Source organism: Citrobacter amalonaticus (assembly GCF_018323885.1).
Taxonomy (GTDB): domain Bacteria; phylum Pseudomonadota; class Gammaproteobacteria; order Enterobacterales; family Enterobacteriaceae; genus Citrobacter_A; species Citrobacter_A amalonaticus.
On the sequence record NZ_AP024585.1, the window covers coordinates 2,282,851 to 2,299,456 of the forward strand.

The 16,606-nt window shown below is 50.5% G+C and carries 13 protein-coding genes; 12 read left to right on the top strand and 1 reads right to left on the bottom strand.

Annotated elements, in window-relative coordinates:
* Positions 1–23: 23 nt before the first annotated feature.
* The 9 genes from KI228_RS10750 to KI228_RS10790 all read left to right on the top strand — a co-directional run bounded on the left by KI228_RS10750 (position 24) and on the right by KI228_RS10790 (position 11,617).
* Positions 24–1,613, top strand: a complete 1,590-nt coding sequence (locus KI228_RS10750) for a methyl-accepting chemotaxis protein (RefSeq protein WP_061070141.1) — start codon at positions 24–26, stop codon at positions 1,611–1,613.
* A 63-nt stretch (positions 1,614–1,676) separates the two neighbouring features.
* Entirely contained in the window at positions 1,677–2,603 is a 927-nt protein-coding gene (gene glsB / locus KI228_RS10755; protein WP_044258885.1) for a glutaminase B, read from the top strand.
* Positions 2,603–2,962, top strand: a complete 360-nt coding sequence (locus tag KI228_RS10760; protein ID WP_043000716.1) for a DUF4186 domain-containing protein — start codon at positions 2,603–2,605, stop codon at positions 2,960–2,962. The genes glsB and KI228_RS10760 overlap by 1 nt, the downstream gene beginning before the upstream one ends.
* A gap of 183 nt (positions 2,963–3,145) precedes the next feature.
* Positions 3,146–4,582, top strand: coding sequence for a sensor domain-containing diguanylate cyclase (locus KI228_RS10765; protein WP_044258890.1), 1,437 nt, complete (start codon positions 3,146–3,148; stop codon positions 4,580–4,582).
* Between the two features lie 74 nt (positions 4,583–4,656).
* The gene (locus KI228_RS10770) at positions 4,657–5,184 is read left to right on the top strand and encodes a GNAT family N-acetyltransferase (protein WP_141227518.1); all 528 of its coding nucleotides are present in this window, start codon (positions 4,657–4,659) and stop codon (positions 5,182–5,184) included.
* A 106-nt stretch (positions 5,185–5,290) separates the two neighbouring features.
* Positions 5,291–6,742, top strand: coding sequence for a tagaturonate reductase (locus KI228_RS10775; protein WP_054177032.1), 1,452 nt, complete (start codon positions 5,291–5,293; stop codon positions 6,740–6,742).
* A 206-nt stretch (positions 6,743–6,948) separates the two neighbouring features.
* Positions 6,949–7,863 carry a bestrophin family protein gene (locus KI228_RS10780; protein ID WP_058588058.1) on the top strand — a complete coding sequence of 305 codons (915 nt, stop codon included), beginning with the start codon at positions 6,949–6,951 and terminating at the stop codon, positions 7,861–7,863.
* A gap of 223 nt (positions 7,864–8,086) precedes the next feature.
* Entirely contained in the window at positions 8,087–10,870 is a 2,784-nt protein-coding gene (locus KI228_RS10785) for an autotransporter outer membrane beta-barrel domain-containing protein (RefSeq protein ID WP_212807574.1), read from the top strand.
* 321 nt (positions 10,871–11,191) lie between these two features.
* Positions 11,192–11,617, top strand: a complete 426-nt coding sequence (locus KI228_RS10790) for a CaiF/GrlA family transcriptional regulator (protein ID WP_081048547.1) — start codon at positions 11,192–11,194, stop codon at positions 11,615–11,617.
* Between the two features lie 2 nt (positions 11,618–11,619).
* Here the strand turns inward: KI228_RS10790 and tam are convergent, their stop codons facing one another.
* Positions 11,620–12,378: a trans-aconitate 2-methyltransferase gene (gene tam / locus KI228_RS10795; RefSeq protein WP_044258896.1), complete on the bottom strand. Its 759-nt coding sequence runs from the start codon at positions 12,376–12,378 to the stop codon at positions 11,620–11,622.
* A gap of 92 nt (positions 12,379–12,470) precedes the next feature.
* On the opposite strand from tam, the gene KI228_RS10800 reads away from it, so the two are divergent.
* The 3 genes from KI228_RS10800 (at position 12,471) to KI228_RS10810 (ending at position 16,587) form a co-directional block, all read left to right on the top strand.
* A complete protein-coding gene (locus tag KI228_RS10800; protein WP_054177028.1) occupies positions 12,471–12,836 on the top strand; it encodes a glyoxalase/bleomycin resistance/dioxygenase family protein in 366 nt (121 codons plus the stop codon).
* 403 nt (positions 12,837–13,239) lie between these two features.
* Complete coding sequence (locus KI228_RS10805; RefSeq protein ID WP_061070124.1) at positions 13,240–14,568, top strand: glycoside hydrolase family 10-like protein; 1,329 nt, start codon at positions 13,240–13,242, stop codon at positions 14,566–14,568.
* 636 nt (positions 14,569–15,204) lie between these two features.
* Positions 15,205–16,587: a diguanylate cyclase gene (locus KI228_RS10810; protein WP_044268086.1), complete on the top strand. Its 1,383-nt coding sequence runs from the start codon at positions 15,205–15,207 to the stop codon at positions 16,585–16,587.
* The last annotated feature ends 19 nt before the right edge of the window (positions 16,588–16,606 follow it).

The window sequence follows — 16,606 nt, forward strand, 5'->3', positions numbered from 1 at the left end:
ACGTGTTGATACTGAAGAATGTTATGAACTTAACTCAAATTTTACGTCGCGTTGCGCGCCGTTTTCTACCGCAGCAGTTTGGCCTGTTAACCGGGATTTTTTGCATCATTACGCTGTTTTCCGTGCTGCAAATGACGTCGTCACTGATGCTGTCGTTTTCTGTCAGTCAGGCCCGGGAAAACGAGCAGCGTAACCAACAGGCGTTGCGTCAACAGACAAAAGTTGAAGAGGCACGGATTGCGCTTCTGACCGCCAGCGATCTGCTCAATCGGGCGGGTGTTTACTTTATGCAGGATGCCGCCACGGGTTCTGAAGGCAGCTGGCAGCCGTTGATTGACGAAGCCCGGCAGGCGTTAACTCAGTCGACAACCGCGTGGAAGGCATGGCGCGAAATGAACCCGCAGGCGGACGACGGGCTGGTCGACAGCTATCAGCGTTTTAGCGGCGGTATCCAGGAACAGGTGACAGGGCTAAGTAAGACGCAGTCGATTGACGCGTTCTTTGCGGTGCCCATTCAGGCGTTTCAGGCTGACTTCAATGATAACTATGCCAGAGTGCAAAAAGTCACTGCCCAGGAGCGGGAGAGTGGACGACAACAACTGCTGGATCGTCTACTCAATCTTCAGCATCTGTTCTTACTCCTGCCGATAATGCTGCTGGCCATTGCGATCGCGGTCTGGTGGGGGATGTCGCGCTGGGTGATTTCTCCGCTGCGTCGGCTGATCGCACATATTGATATTCTGGCGGCAGGCGATCTCTCACAGCCGCTTCCTGCCGTACCTGGGTCTAACCGGGAAGTGTCGCAGCTCCACGTAAGAATTGGTGCGATGCAGCAGGGGCTACGTGAGCTGGTCCAGCAGGTCAGTGAGGCAACGACGGCGATGGCTGACAATATCGAAAGGCTGGCGCAGAACAATACGCGCTTGTATCAGCAGTCGGCGAAACAGAGTGAAGAACTGCATAACGTCACCTCGCATATTTCTGTGCTGGAAACGCACGTTGAAGATAACAGCGGATATGCCCAACTGGCGAATCAGCGTGCGGAAGAAGCGCGCGCCATTGCGGCAGGCGGTGACCGAATGATGGATACCGTGAATCGTTCAATGCAGGCGATTGTGACGCGCTCGGCGGAAATGCGCGGGATTATTGCGCTGATTGATAACGTCGCCTTCCAGACTAATATTCTGGCGCTGAACGCGGCTATCGAAGCCGCCCATGCCGGTGAGCAGGGACGCGGCTTTGCGGTGGTGGCAAGAGAAGTGGGATTGCTGGCGCGCAAGAGCAGTCAGTCCACGCAGGATATTCAGGCGCTGATCTATCACTCTCTGCAAGGAATAGAAGAAGGGTCAAGCGCAGTGACGCATCTGGAAGAGAACTTACAGCAGGTGATCGCGCTGGTGGAAAATCTGGGCGCCTCGCTGAATGATATCTCCGCCGCGACGCTGCATCAGGGAGCCCGAATCCATCAAATGACGCGTCAGCTGCAAGCGCTGAACCTGGTCGCGCGTGATACCCGCGAACTGGTGGATACGGCATCGGCTTCCTCGCAGCAGTTGCATAATGAATCGCGCCAGTTGATTCACGCCGTGGCGAGATTCCGACTTCCGGCCTGACGTGGGGTATTTCGCTCTGTTATACTCGCAGCCCTTTTCAGACCGGCAGGCAAGGAGCGTGGTGTGGCAATCACTCTGGACAATTCAATTTTAGAGACCATTCTGGCGGAGGTTCGCCCGCTGATAGGTCAGGGCAAAGTTGCGGACTATATTCCCGCGCTGGCCTCGGTTGACGGGTCCCGACTGGGTATTGCGATTTGTACCGTGGAAGGTCAGCTCTGGCAGGCCGGGGATGCGACTGAACGCTTTTCTATTCAGTCAATTTCGAAGGTACTCAGTCTGGTGGTGGCAATGCGTCACTATTCAGAGGATGAGATCTGGCAACGGGTGGGGAAAGATCCGTCCGGTTCGCCGTTTAATTCGCTGGTGCAGTTAGAAATGGAGTACGGCATTCCGCGTAATCCGTTTATTAATGCCGGGGCGCTGGTTGTCTGTGACATGTTACAGGGGCGACTCAGCGCACCGCGTCAGCGTATGCTGGAAGTGGTTCGTGCGCTGAGCGGTGTGCCGGATATCGCTTATGATGCGGTGGTGGCCCGTTCAGAGTTCGAACACTCCGCCCGTAATGCCGCCATTGCATGGCTGATGAAATCCTTCGGTAATTTTCATCATGACGTGACGACGGTCCTGCAAAACTATTTTCATTACTGTGCGCTGAAAATGAGCTGTGTGGAACTGGCGAAGACGTTTGTCTTTCTGGCGAACCAGGGGAAAGCGTTTCATCTTGATGAGCCTGTGGTGACGCCGATGCAGGCACGACAGATCAATGCGCTGATGGCGACCAGCGGAATGTATCAGAACGCCGGGGAATTTGCGTGGCGTGTTGGCTTGCCCGCGAAATCGGGTGTAGGCGGGGGAATTGTGGCGATAGTGCCGCATGAGATGGCGATCGCCGTGTGGAGTCCTGAACTGGATCCGACCGGGAATTCGCTCGCGGGTATCGCTGCGCTGGAACAACTGACTCAACGCTTAGGACGTTCAGTTTACTGATGAACACGTTTGATCCGCTTTTTGCCCGTCTGTCGCGCTCGCCGTTTCGCTCCCGTTTTCGTCTGGGCACGAAAGAGAGACAGTATTGCTGGGATAAAGGAGCAGAGGTTATCGATCAACATGCTGCGGATTTTGTGGCGAAGCGACTTGCGCCAGCCGCACCGGTCAATGACGGCAAACAAACGCCGATGCGCGGTCATCCGGTATTTATCGCCCAACATGCCACGGCGACCTGCTGTCGCGGCTGTCTTGCTAAATGGCATAATATCGCCCAGGGACAGCCGTTGAGCGATGAGCAACAGCAGTATGTGGTCGCTGTTATCCATCACTGGTTAGTGCTTCAAATGAATACACCGTAATAATTAAATGGTTACGTTAATCCCATAAAATAAGCATGGTTTATTGCTGGCGGATTTAACAAATAAAAATGTTAACGCAGCTGGAGTACGACTACCTTTGAGAATAATTCATGCTATTCTCTTAAATATTATAACCATTACGCAGAGATAATTGCCGACGGCAATTATATGGATAGATATTTAATGCACGTACTCCACATTCCGTCTTTCCGGCTGTTTCAGGAAGGCCATTCACTGCGTAACGCCAGCGTTATTTTTGCTTTAACCACACTGTTCTACTTTATTGGCGCCGAGCTGCGCCTGGTGCATGAACTCTCGCTGTTCTGGCCGCTCAACGGCGTGATCGCCGGGATTTTTGCCCGTTATGTCTGGTTAAACAAGCTGCATTATTATGCTGTTAGCTACGTCGCCATGCTGGGTTATGATGCGATCACCACCGAGTGGGGATGGGTATCGCTGATTATTAATCTCTCCAACATGGTGTTTATCGTGGTTGTCGCCCAACTGGTGATCCGCGATAAGCGACTGGGGAAAAATAAATATGAGCCTATCAGTGCGTTACGCTTATTTAATTACTGTCTGATTGCGGCACTGCTCTGCGCCATAATTGGCGCGATGGGATCTGTGGGTATCGACCGACTGTCATTCTGGCCACTGGTGGCTGACTGGTTCAGCGAACAATTCTCAACCGGGGTGCTGATTGTGCCCTGTATGCTGACGCTGGGTATTCCCGGCGCGGTAAAACGCTTTAAACCTGAACAACTGATGCCGGTGGCGGCGTTAATTATCTCGGTGCTGGCATCGGTCATTATTGGCGGCGCCGGAAGCCTGGCCTTTCCGCTGCCGGCGCTGATCTGGTGTGCGGTGCGCTACACCCCGCAGGTCACTTGTCTGCTGACTTTTCTTACCGGCGCCGTTGAAATTGTGCTGGTGGCAAATTCGATAATCAATATCGCGGTGGCGTCACCGTTGTCTACGCCGCAGATGTTCTCTGCCCGACTGGGAATTGCCACGATGGCAATTTGCCCCATTATGGTTTCAGTCAGCGTGGCGGCGATTAATTCCCTGATGAAGCAGGTTTCCCTGCGCGCTGATTTCGATTTTCTTACCCACGTTTATTCTCGTTCCGGACTTTATGAAGCGCTGAAGCGTCAGGAGTATCCGCGCTCGCAGCATATCACCGTCATGCTGTTGGATATCGACTATTTCAAGAGCATTAATGACAACTTCGGTCATGAATGCGGCGATGTAGTACTCCGCGTGTTTGCACAACGTATTCGCGAGATTATCGGTGACCGGGGGCTGGTGGCGCGTATGGGAGGGGAAGAATTTGTCGTGGTGGTTCCCTCAGTCCACCCTGATGAGGGAATGCTGCTGGCGGAAAATATTCGTACGGCGGTCGCACAGCAACCCTTCACCTGGAACCAGCAGAATATCTATCTGACAGTCAGCATTGGCCTTGGGAATGGCAGTATCGGCACCCATTTGCTGACGGACGTTTTCAACACCTTGATGGTTGAAGCGGACGAGTGTTTGTACCGTTCGAAGAACGAAGGTCGTAATCGGACCAGCGATCGCCGGACGGATAAGACCGTCTTTGCTGGAAGCGATCTGGCATAACAATATCCTATGGAACTCCCCGTTGTGTTATCACAATGTTAAGTGCATGGTGTTGTCTCTATTACGGAGGCAACATGACCCTGGCAAAATCCTGTTATGTGTTGGATGCGGGAGCTATCGAGGCGAGAATTGATGAGCTCTGTGACGTCCTGACCGACTGTGTGACGCGCGGCGCATCAGTCAGTTTTGTATTACCGTTTACCTGTTCAAAAGCACGTGCATTCTGGCATGACGTCGCGCAAAGTGCGGGCAGAGGGGATCGTGTCGTTCTTGCGCTCGACAACCCCTCAGGCGTGATTGTCGGTACCGTGCAACTCATTCTCAAGCAGCCGGAAAATCAACCTCATCGCGCGGACGTGGCGAAACTTTTAGTTCACTCCAGCGCACGTCGTCAGGGATTTGCTCGTCAGTTGATGACGGCGCTGGAAACGTGCGCAATACAGCAGCAAAAAACGCAGCTTGTGCTGGATACCGCTACAGGAAGCGATGCTGAGTTGTTCTACCACTCTTGCGGCTGGCGCAAAGCCGGTGAGATCCCTAATTATGCGCTGATGCCAGATGGAAAGCTGACCGGCACCACGCTTTTCTATAAATCTCTATAAATAGTTGTCATGAATTGATCAAAACAGGGTTTTACTCTCGTGAAGTTTTGCTAACCTGTTCTACCAATTTAATCAGGTTGTATGACTAATCGAAAGGGAACCCATTGTGAAAACACTTAACCGTCGCGATTTTCCCGGTGCTCACTATCCTGAACGCATCATTCAGTTTGGTGAAGGTAACTTCCTTCGCGCCTTTATTGACTGGCAAGTTGATCTGCTGAATGAACATACCGATCTGAATTCTGGTGTGGTCATTGTTCGACCTATTGAAAGTACTTTCCCACCTTCACTCAGTACCCAGGATGGTCTTTACACGACAATCATTCGCGGTCTGAATGAACAGGGAGAAGCCGTCAGCGATGCTCGTCTGATACGTTCGGTGAATCGTGAAATCAGCGTTTACGGTGATTACGATGCGTTCCTGAAACTGGCGCACAATCCTGAGATGCGTTTTGTGTTCTCTAACACCACGGAAGCAGGTATCAGTTATCACGCAGGTGATAAATTTGATGATGCGCCAGCGGTAAGTTATCCGGCAAAGCTGACGCGTCTGCTGTTTGAACGCTACAGCCATTTCAACGGCGCGTCGGATAAAGGCTGGATCATCATCCCTTGCGAACTGATTGATTATAATGGTGATGCCTTACGTGAGCTGGTGCTGCGCTATGCGCAGGAGTGGTCACTGCCAGCGGCATTTATCACCTGGCTGGATCAGGCAAACGTCTTCTGTTCCACGCTGGTGGACCGTATTGTCACGGGTTATCCGCGCGATGAAGCGGCGCAACTGGAGAGCGAACTGGGCTATCACGATGGTTTCCTCGATACAGCCGAACACTTTTATCTGTTTGTGATCCAGGGACCGAAATCACTGGCAGCAGAACTGCGTCTCGATAAATATCCGCTTAACGTTCTGATTGTTGAGGATATTAAGCCGTACAAAGAGCGTAAAGTGGCCATCCTTAACGGTGCGCACACGGCGCTGGTACCGGTGGCATTCCAGGCAGGACTGGATACGGTCGGCGAGGCGATGAATGACACCGAAATCTGCGCCTTTGTGGAAAAAGCGATTTATGAGGAGATCATCCCGGTTCTCGATCTGCCGCGTGATGAACTGGAGTCATTTGCCAGTGCGGTTACCGGACGTTTCCGTAACCCCTATATTAAGCACCAGTTGCTGTCGATTGCGTTGAACGGGATGACTAAATTCCGCACCCGCATTCTTCCCCAGTTGTTGGCAGGGCAGAAGGCGAACGGCCAACTCCCGGCTCGTCTGACCTTCGCGTTAGCCGCCCTGATTGCGTTCTATCGCGGTGAGCGTAATGGGGAAGCTTACCCGGTTCAGGACGATGCGCACTGGATCACCCGTTTTCAGCAACTCTGGAGCCAGCATGGCGATCGCCAGATGACGACTCAGCAACTGGTGAGTGACGTGCTGGCGGTAGAAGAACACTGGGAGCAAGACCTGACGAAAGTGGCAGGGCTGGTTGAGCAGGTGGCTGCCGATCTCGATGCCATTCTGTCAAAAGGAATGCGAGAAGCGGTGAAACCGCTTTGCTAAAGCAGTGACCCGGCTAAGGCCGGGTTTCTTATACAAGCACTATAGTTACAACATACAATGTATTTAATAACTATTCCCCTCTGTTAGCCTTGTGCATGAACAGGTCTCTTAGCATAAGGCAGGTGACAACGTCACGTTGGACATGCTTGAATGTTTGATCCAGATCACGTTTAATAGCAGGATTCGTTTCTTTCCAGAAAACCGTCATGATCGTTCGTCCGCAACAGCACTGGTTACGCCTGATATTCGTCTGGCACGGCTCTGTACTGGCAAAAATCTCTTCCCGCTTGCTGCTTAATTTTCTGCTGTCTATTGTCGTGATCGTCCTGCTGCCGTGGTATACGATGCTGGGTATCAAATTTACCCTTGCACCGTTCAGCATCCTCGGTGTGGCAATCGCTATCTTTTTGGGTTTTCGTAATAACGCCTGTTATTCCCGTTATGTTGAGGCGCGTCAACTCTGGGGACAATTGATGATCGCTTCTCGTTCACTGCTGCGGGAAGTCAAAACGGTCTTACCGGATGACCGCGAGTTAGGGCAGTTTGTCCGACTGCAAATCGCCTTCGCTCACTGTCTGCGCATGACGCTGCGGCGTAAACCGCAGGCTGAGCCGCTGGCGAAGTATCTTAGCACGGAAGATCTGCAACGTGTATTTGCCTCTCACTCTCCGGCAAACCGCATTTTACTGATAATGGGTGAATGGCTGGCGACACGTCGTCGAGACGGGCAACTCTCGGATATCCTGTTTCATAGTTTAAACAATCGCTTAAATGACATGTCCGCCGTTCTTGCCGGTTGCGAAAGAATCGCCAATACGCCGGTCCCGTTTGCCTATACGCTGATCCTCCATCGCACCGTTTATCTGTTTTGCATCATGCTGCCTTTCGCCCTGGTGGTCGATCTGCATTACATGACGCCTTTTATTTCGGTCCTCATCTCCTATACCTTCATCTCTCTGGATGCACTGGCGGAAGAACTGGAGGATCCGTTTGGAACAGAGAATAACGATTTGCCCCTGGATGCTATCTGTAATGCCATCGAAATTGACCTGCTGGAGATGAATGATGAATCGACCATTCCAGCGAAACTGATGCCGGATAAGCACTACCAGTTGACGTAAAAGAAGGGAACATTCCAGTAAATGAACGACAGGCTGGGTGTGTCAATGCGCTAACATCGGTTTTCAGGATTAACTTATCACCGATGATTGAATTTCAGATAATGTCCGCATATTTTCTGCGCGATTAAAAATAACTCTTGATAAGGGTCGTAAGGCGTTCTTAAAACATCGGCATGCCATCAGTGCATATCAGGATGTTAAACGATGATCAGGAGGATTATCTATGAACGCTATTCAATCAGGAATGAATGACACCCCGCGTGTCGATGCAAAGGCGTCGACGCCATCACTGGTATCAATAAAGTCTCTCTCTCCGTTGCCGGTTATTCCAGGACTGCTGCTTGCCACCACCGGTCTTTTTGCCCCGACAGGTCTGTTGGCAGAGGAAATACGCTGCGAAAGTGAAACGGCCGCAGAGTGTATTGAGAAAAAAATCAAAGCGACAAAGACATTAACAGCATCCTGGACGCCCACGACGGCGAACAGTAGTGTTCTTATTAACGAAAATGCCCAGGTCATTTTATCTGCGGAAGTGAATAACGAGCCTGGTTGGCGTGAGTTTGGCTCCCTGACCGTCGGTCAGGGCACAAAAGGTGAACTCACAATAAGAGGACGCACCATTAAATCCTCTGCAAGCGCGATTGGTAATGGTGCTGTCGGAATTGTGACGTTAACCGAAGGTGCGCAATGGGATCTCAGTGGCGAGAATCTGTTTGTCGGCAAAAATAACGGCGACGGAACATTAACCGTTAAAGAGGGAAGTCAGATCTCCAATATTAACGAACTGCGCATCGGTGAATTTTATGCTGATGCAAAAGGACTGACCACGGTAGAAGGTGAGAATTCGTCGATCCGTTCCGGTTGGGCTGTTGTGGGCGATCAGGCAGAGGGCCGACTGGATATTTTGAACGGTGGTCAACTTTCAGTTAGTAGACATATGAATATTGGCTATGTCGGAAAGACGTTAAACTCAACGCTTAAAGGAAACGGCGTCGTGAATGTCGACGGCGAAAATTCTCTTTTAGAGGTTGGTACATTACTCATTTTAGGGGGCTTTGGAACCACGCCAAATGATGCCAAAGGTGAACTTAATATCAGTAATGGCGGCAAAGTTAAGACAGGAGAGGGAATCTGGCTTGGCATAGGGACAGGAAGTACCGCCACACTGAATATAGGTGGCAAACCCGGTGAAACTGCACAAGAAGCAGGATCTATCGAGACGCCGCTCATTATACTGAGTGACACAAACCAGAAAAATAGTACTGCAACACTGAACTTTAACCACTCCAGCGAAGATTATTCTCTTAATGCAGCGATAAAAGGCTACGGTAATGTCAACCATAGCGGACCGGGTACGACGCAACTGAGCGGCGATAATCGTTATACCGGAAATACTCACATCAGTCGCGGAACGCTCAGCGCCGGAAGTGTCACAGGTTTTAGCCCGAATTCTGATTTTACTGTCGGGGAGGGCGCCACACTCGATCTGAACGGCTACAGTCAGACCATTCAGTCACTTCAGCTTGGTGGGAGGCTGAGCTTTGGCGATCCGCTGGCCAACCGCGATGCTCTGGCGCTGTCAAGTAGTGTTCTGACGGTCAGGGGCGATTACAACAGTGACAATGGCTTACTGAGCCTGAACAGCACACAGGATCAAGTGCAACAAAAACCGGTGGTTAACCAGCTTAATGTCTTGGGAAACACCGCAGGAACAACCCGGGTCGTGTTGAAGGAATTAGGCAATGTCGCAGTTGGTGATCTGAACGGTGCGCGAGTTGTCCAGGTTGCAGGGGATTCTGCGGGTGAATTTGTTGCCCAAAGCCGTCTGGTTGCCGGGGGGTATGATTACGCGCTTTTGCGCGGAGTTGAAAGTGAAAATGACGACGGGATCATGGATTCCAACCATTGGTATCTGGTCAATACCTGGGCGCTCGTCGACGATATCGATCCTATAGATGACCCGATTATTGAACCGAAAGAGGATGATCCGATTCCCTTGCCTACGCCATCCCCAGGCGTCGAGCGCTCATCCGCGGCGGTGATGCGCCCGGAAATGGGGGCATACCTGGCAAACCGCAGGGCGGCTAACACCCTGTTTGTTACCCGTTTGCACGACCGGTTAGGTGAAACGCAGTATATCGACCCGATCACCGGGGAAACGCGTGTCACCAGTCTGTGGTTACGCAATGTTGGCGGGCATACTCGTTTTCATGACCGTTCCGGCCAGCTAAGCAGCCAAAGTAATCGTTATGTGGTGCAGATTGGTGGCGATCTGGCTCAGTGGAGTTCCGGTCTGGAGGATCGCTGGCATCTTGGTGTCATGACGGGTTATGCCAACAGTCAGAGCAATACCCGGTCATCATTATCCCATTATCGTGCGGACAGCACGGTTTCAGGTTACAGCGCAGGCTTGTACGCGACCTGGTATGCCGATAATGCCGCGAAGCAGGGGACCTGGATAGACGCATGGGTGCTCTACAACTGGTTTGAAAACACGGTACGCGGAGAATCTCTGGCGGAGGAACGCTATCGTTCGAAAGGAATTACCGCATCTCTTGAGATGGGACATACCATTAAACTGGCTGAACAACCGCGTCTGAGTTACTGGTTGCAACCGCAAGCGCAGCTTATCTGGATGGGCGTCTCTGCTGACGATCACCGTGAAGATAACGGCACATGGGTGCGGGATAGAGGGAAGGATAATCTACAAAGTCGTCTTGGGGTAAAAGCCTTTATGCAGGGTTACCCTATTCGCGATGAAGGTAAAGATCGACTCTTTCAACCTTTTGTTGAGCTGAACTGGCTGCATAATACGCGTAATGATACGGTCTCAATGAATGAGATCAGTGGCTCTGTCGATGGAGCGAAAAATATTGCAGAGCTTAGAACGGGCGTTGAGGCGAAAATAGATTCGCGCCTGCATCTGTGGGGAAATATTGGTCAGCAGATCGGTAGTGAGGGATTTAGCGATACCCAGGCAGTGCTTGGTCTGAAGCTGCTCTTTTAACGCTTAACCCCGCGCATTCTGCAGGATGTGCGGGGTTGTCTCTATCATCAACACCTCCCTGAACTATTAACGAAAAGTGTGAATTAATAGACTGCATCACTCTATTACCTGACGAATAACGCAGGAAACCTCCGTTACAAGGTAATTAAAGCGATTTATCTCAGGCGCGTTGAGATCAAATAATTCCACTCTATTTGCGTGATAAATGTATTGGACACTTTTAATCCACCTGATATTCAGACCAATCGTTATTAAGGGAACGCGATGCTTATTAATTCATCGTCCTCCACCACGAAAAGACGCGCGGAGCACCGTTTTCACATGCCCGAGGAAATCCGGCATTTAGGGGAAATGCCGCTGTTCAGAGCCGTTGCCTGGTGGGGATTTCTGCGCAATAAAGAATTTTCACGCAATGACGTAAGCCAGGCATTTCATATTGACCTGCGCCGGGCCAGCGGGATACTGCATTATCTTTGTCACCGCTACGATAAACACGACATCGAATTCAGCGTTCGCAAAACGGCAGTACGGGGCGGACATTGTCAGCTATTAGTCAAAATACATTCACCGGCGACGGCGGGGAACTTAACGGCACCGCCTGCCAAAGCGGCACCTGCAACTCGTCAGGTAAAGAAGAGTACCGCAACGGACGATCGTCAGCTTTCACACTGGCTATTATCACGACCAACCGGGAATAATGAAGCGAAGCTGGCCGCCTGGAAAGCAGCCTGTCCGCTGAGAGAGTGAGATCAGGACTGGCGACGCGCAATCACGAACAAGCGCGGAAACGCCAGTAATATCTGGCCATCTTCCTGAAGTGGGTATTGCTCTTGTAAAAGCTGATGATAACGCTCCAGGAACCGTTGCTGTTCGTGTTCATTGAGATCCTGCAGCCAGGGGCGCAACCCTGTGGCACTGACCCAGTCAATAATCGCCTGATGGGAACGCATCCTGTGATAATAGGTTGTGCGCCAGATATCCACTTCGCATCCCGCTTCGCTCAGAATGTCGTAGTAGGCGTGAACGCCGGGCAGGGCGTCACGACCACGATTCGGATAATCCTGTTCATAAGCCACTTCACGCATCAGCACGTGTGTAGGTTCCAGCCAGTTATCCGGCATTTGCACGGCCAGAATGCCGTTATCATTCAGCAGGGTGACCAGGCGGGGAAACAGATCATAGTGATCGGGGATCCACTGTAGCGAGGCATTGGCATAAATGACATCGGGCGGTGTGACGGGTTGAAACTGACGAATATCCGCTTCAACAAAGTGACAATTTGGCAAAGCCGTTCGAGCCTCATCCAGCATCGCTGGAGAGGTATCTACACCGGTAATACTCGCTCCAGGCCAGCGGCTTTGGAGTAACGCCGTACTGTTACCGGGGCCGCATCCCAAATCAACCACGGAAGAGACATGCTCAAGTTGAATTCTGGCCAGCAGTTCAGCGGCGGGTCTTGAACGTTCTGCGCCATACTGCATATACAACGCCGGATTCCAGTCGGACATCAGTAATTCTCCTGTCAATGGTTCAACTAATTGTGCATAAGGTATGAACTATACTAGTTTAGTATTGCCAGCGACTGGGAAGGAAATTCCTTATGAATAAACCAGATATCAAAGGTGGTATCGATATTGCGATGAAGGTCCCATCACATCAGTATCAACAGACGATTGATTTTTATCGCAATGTTATTGGATTACCGGAAATTATCGATAAGCCGCCAGCAGTCGGATTCGAACTCGGATCGAACAGGCTCTGGATTGATGAAGCGCCGGGACTCAGTCAGGCTGAACTCTGGCTGGAATTATTCACGCCTAATTTCAGCGCTGCCGAAAAATATGTTGAACAATGTGGCGTAGTCCGTTGTGACGCAGTTGAACCGTTACCCAACGGTTTCAAGGGCGGCTGGATCATGAATCCGTGCAACATTGTCCATATGCTAAGAGAGCCAGAGGCCTGGTGAATGTAATTCATTGGAGAGGCTGCAGCGAATTCTGTTTGTAGGCATCAGGAACTGGCGAGAACGCTTGTAATCAGCAGGACAATGACGACCGTGAAATGGCAGATTCTGTCTTAATCTTTATTGGTGCGCATAATGTATATTATGTTAAATACAATATTACCAACCGCACTGTACCGGTGTCTGAGTCATTCCCTGCTGTTTTGGTCTTCAGGACCGCTCTGGTTTTCACTCATACTCAGCGAGATGCGTTCTGGTGATTCGTAAACACATTTTTAAGCCGTTGAACAAATCATTCCTCTCCGCTAGCCTGTTTATTGTACGCCTCGCCCCTTCTCCGGCTTGACTTAACGTCGATTAGGAACAAAATAATTTCTCTTTTGTGTTAACCGGATGACTGGCCTATATGGATATCTGTTCTCGTGCCGTTTGCTCTCTGTCTCGCGTTAAAAAAATCAGTACGTTGGTTGTCGCAACGATCTTTCTGGCGAGTTGTTCATCAAAGCCGCCTGTTTCACTGGTGACGCCGCCAAAATCGACGCCGACATCGCCGTATAAGACGCAAAAACTGAATGTGCCTGTTCGCGGCGTGTGGCTGGCGACGGTTTCCCGGCTTGACTGGCCGCCGGTTGCATCCGTGAATGTCAGTAGCGCCACCACGCGGATCGCCATGCAAAAGAAAGCCCTAACAGACAAACTCGATAATTTACAGTCACTGGGTATAAATACGGTCTTCTTCCAGGTTAAACCTGACGGCACTGCCCTTTGGCCGTCATCCATTTTACCGTGGTCGGATATGCTTACCGGGAAGATTGGTGAAAATCCGGGCTACGATCCGCTCCAGTTCATGCTCGATGAAGCGCACAAACGTGGTATGCGCGTTCACGCCTGGTTCAACCCTTATCGCGTCTCCACCAATGTGAAACCGTCAACGGTGAATGAACTGAACCGTACCGTGTCGCTTCAGCCAGCCAGCGTGTTTGTCCTCCATCGCGACTGGATCCGTACCGCCGGTGACCGCTATGTTCTCGACCCGGGGATCCCGGAGGCCCGTGACTGGATAACCAGTATCGTGGCTGAAGTGGTGAAACGGTATCCGGTGGATGGCGTCCAGTTTGACGACTATTTCTACGCTGAATCCCCCGGTTCCGCGCTGAACGACAACCTGACCTTCCGGCGCTACGGCCAGGGCTTTAGCTCAAAAGCGGACTGGCGTCGGCATAACACTCAACAATTAATTGAACAGGTTTCGCGGACGATCAGACAGATCAATCCGGACGTGGAGTTTGGCGTCAGTCCAGCCGGTGTCTGGCGGAACCGTTCGCACGATCCGGCCGGATCGGATACCCGTGGCGCTGCCGCTTATGATGAGTCGTATGCTGACACGCGGCTTTGGGTTCAACAAGGCCTGCTGGACTATATCGCACCGCAAATTTACTGGCCCTTCTCTCGTGATGCGGCACGTTATGATGTGCTGGCAAAATGGTGGGCGGACGTCGTGAAACCGACAAAAACACGGCTCTATATTGGCGTTGCGTTGTATAAGGTCGGCGAGCCCTCTCGCAATGAACCGGACTGGACGGTCAACGGCGGCGTTCCGGAACTGAAGAAACAGCTCGATTTAAATGAATCAATGCCACAAATCAGCGGCACGATTTTGTTCAGAGAAAACAATCTCAACCAACCGCAGGCCCAGCAGGCTGTCAGTTACCTGAGAAATCGCTGGTCTAAGTGACACCGTAACGTAAAGAGAGACATCGAGCTCTCTTTGCGTCGCCATTTAGGTTCCGTTTCCAGTCCCCGCGCTCGCTCCGTCGTTGCCCGTTGTCATCATTTAACGCCTCAACAGGCGGGATAGCATTATTTATGCCAGTGATACGCTTCAGGATAGTGTAATGATTAAATGGGATACCTAAGAGAAAAAGATTATTCAAGCCTCCACTGATATGTGATTATTATTACCCGCAGTCAAAACGGGATTTATTACGTAATGATGACCATATCGCTCAAAAAACTCTCATATCATTTTATGAATTGAAAAAATGCTGACATTAAAAGAGAGTGTGAGCTACCTTACAGGGGGACATGATTCCTCTCAACGATCAAACGGATGGACTATACTTTTCAGACGTCAATACGTTTAAAAAGTCGCTTAAAAAGGATTTTTCTTGCTACTTTTGGCTATATCCATAATTGTTTCAGGCTTACTTCACCGGAATGAATGAAAATATGGCTTAAGGCATTACACTATTTCATTAATGTCACCCTGCACGCTTTCAGGTGTTTTATGTTTTAGATTCATCTTACTATCCAGATTGTGCATTTGAGCCAGGCAAAATGTTGTTCGCTAACTACTGTAAGGATCTTCACCATGGAGATGTATCTTAAAAGAATGAAAGACGAATGGGTCGCGCTGGTTGAACAGACCGACCCTCACATTCGCAGACTCGCTTCTGAGATAGCGATCGCCCATGCCCATGCTTTAAGCATTGAGTTTTATCGTATTGTTCTCGCCGATCCGCATGCTGAGGAGTTTTTGAGTAATGAACAGGTTGAGCGCCAACTCAAAAGCGCACTTGAAAAGTGGATTGTGGATGTGCTCTCCAGTGAAGTCGACAATATTGATGAACTGATAAAAATACAGCATACGGTGGCTGAAGTGCATGCGCGTATCGGTATTCCGGTGGAACTGGTTGAAATGGGTTTTCGCGTACTGAAGAAAATTCTCTATCCGATCATCATTGACAGCCACCATGAAGCGACACATAAGCTGCTTGTTTACCACTTCTCCATTAACAGTATTGATCTGGCGATGGAAGTCATGTCCAGAGCCTTCTCCTTTAGTGAAAGTACCGCAGCAAAAGAAGATGAAAACTACCGTATTTTTTCTTTGCTGGAAAACGCAGAAGAAGAGAAAGAGCGCCAAATCGCCGCGTTACTGTCGTGGGAAATGGACATTATCTATAAGGTCTTACTCGACTCCGATCTCGGCAACAGCCTGCCGTTAAGCCAGGCGGATTTTGGTTTGTGGTTTAATCATAAAGGACGTCATTATTTCAGTGGTATTGCGGAAGTCGGTCACATCTCACGACTGATTCAGGACTTTGACGGCGTGTTTCACCACACCAGTGGGACAACGAAAACGTTAAGCAATAAAGCATCACGGGTGAAATTCCTGCTGCAAATCCGCAATACCGTCTCGCAGATCATTACGCTACTGCGTGAATTGTTTGAGGAAGTGTCCCGCCATGAGGTAGGGATGGATGTACTGACCAAATTACTCAACCGACGTTTCCTGCCAACCATCTTCAAGCGGGAAATCGCCCATGCTAATCGCGCCGGCACCCCCCTCTCTATTCTTATTATTGATGTCGATAAATTTAAAGAGATCAATGATACCTGGGGGCACAATACCGGTGATGAGATCCTTCGTCGGGTGTCTCAGGCTTTTTATGACAACGTTCGCAGCAGTGATTACGTTTTTCGCTACGGTGGCGATGAATTTATTATTGTTCTTACTGAAGCGACACAAACCGATACGCTACGTATTGCGGAGCGTATTCGCAGTCGCGTCGAGAAAACAAAAATAAAATCGCCTGCGGGGGATTTTATTCCGCTTTCATTGTCCATTGGGGCAGCGATGTTTAATGGTCATCCGGATTATGAACGTTTAATTCAGATAGCAGACGAAGCGTTATATACCGCAAAAAGACGGGGCAGAAATTGTGTTGAACTGTGGAAACCCGCTTCTTAATGGGTATACGGAAGCAGAG

Bases quoted from the DNA above. Each gene is read 5' to 3' on its own strand.
- KI228_RS10760 (WP_043000716.1), top strand. From the start codon at position 2,603: ATGAACACGTTTGATCCGCTTTTTGCCCGTCTGTCGCGCTCGCCGTTT.
- KI228_RS10765 (WP_044258890.1), top strand. From the start codon at position 3,146: ATGCACGTACTCCACATTCCGTCTTTCCGGCTGTTTCAGGAAGGCCAT.
- KI228_RS10790 (WP_081048547.1), top strand. From the start codon at position 11,192: ATGCCCGAGGAAATCCGGCATTTAGGGGAAATGCCGCTGTTCAGAGCC.
- tam (WP_044258896.1), bottom strand. From the start codon at position 12,378: ATGTCCGACTGGAATCCGGCGTTGTATATGCAGTATGGCGCAGAACGT.
- KI228_RS10800 (WP_054177028.1), top strand. From the start codon at position 12,471: ATGAATAAACCAGATATCAAAGGTGGTATCGATATTGCGATGAAGGTC.
- KI228_RS10780 (WP_058588058.1), top strand. From the start codon at position 6,949: ATGATCGTTCGTCCGCAACAGCACTGGTTACGCCTGATATTCGTCTGG.
- KI228_RS10785 (WP_212807574.1), top strand. From the start codon at position 8,087: ATGAACGCTATTCAATCAGGAATGAATGACACCCCGCGTGTCGATGCA.
- KI228_RS10750 (WP_061070141.1), top strand. From the start codon at position 24: ATGAACTTAACTCAAATTTTACGTCGCGTTGCGCGCCGTTTTCTACCG.
- KI228_RS10805 (WP_061070124.1), top strand. From the start codon at position 13,240: ATGGATATCTGTTCTCGTGCCGTTTGCTCTCTGTCTCGCGTTAAAAAA.
- KI228_RS10810 (WP_044268086.1), top strand. From the start codon at position 15,205: ATGGAGATGTATCTTAAAAGAATGAAAGACGAATGGGTCGCGCTGGTT.
- KI228_RS10770 (WP_141227518.1), top strand. From the start codon at position 4,657: ATGACCCTGGCAAAATCCTGTTATGTGTTGGATGCGGGAGCTATCGAG.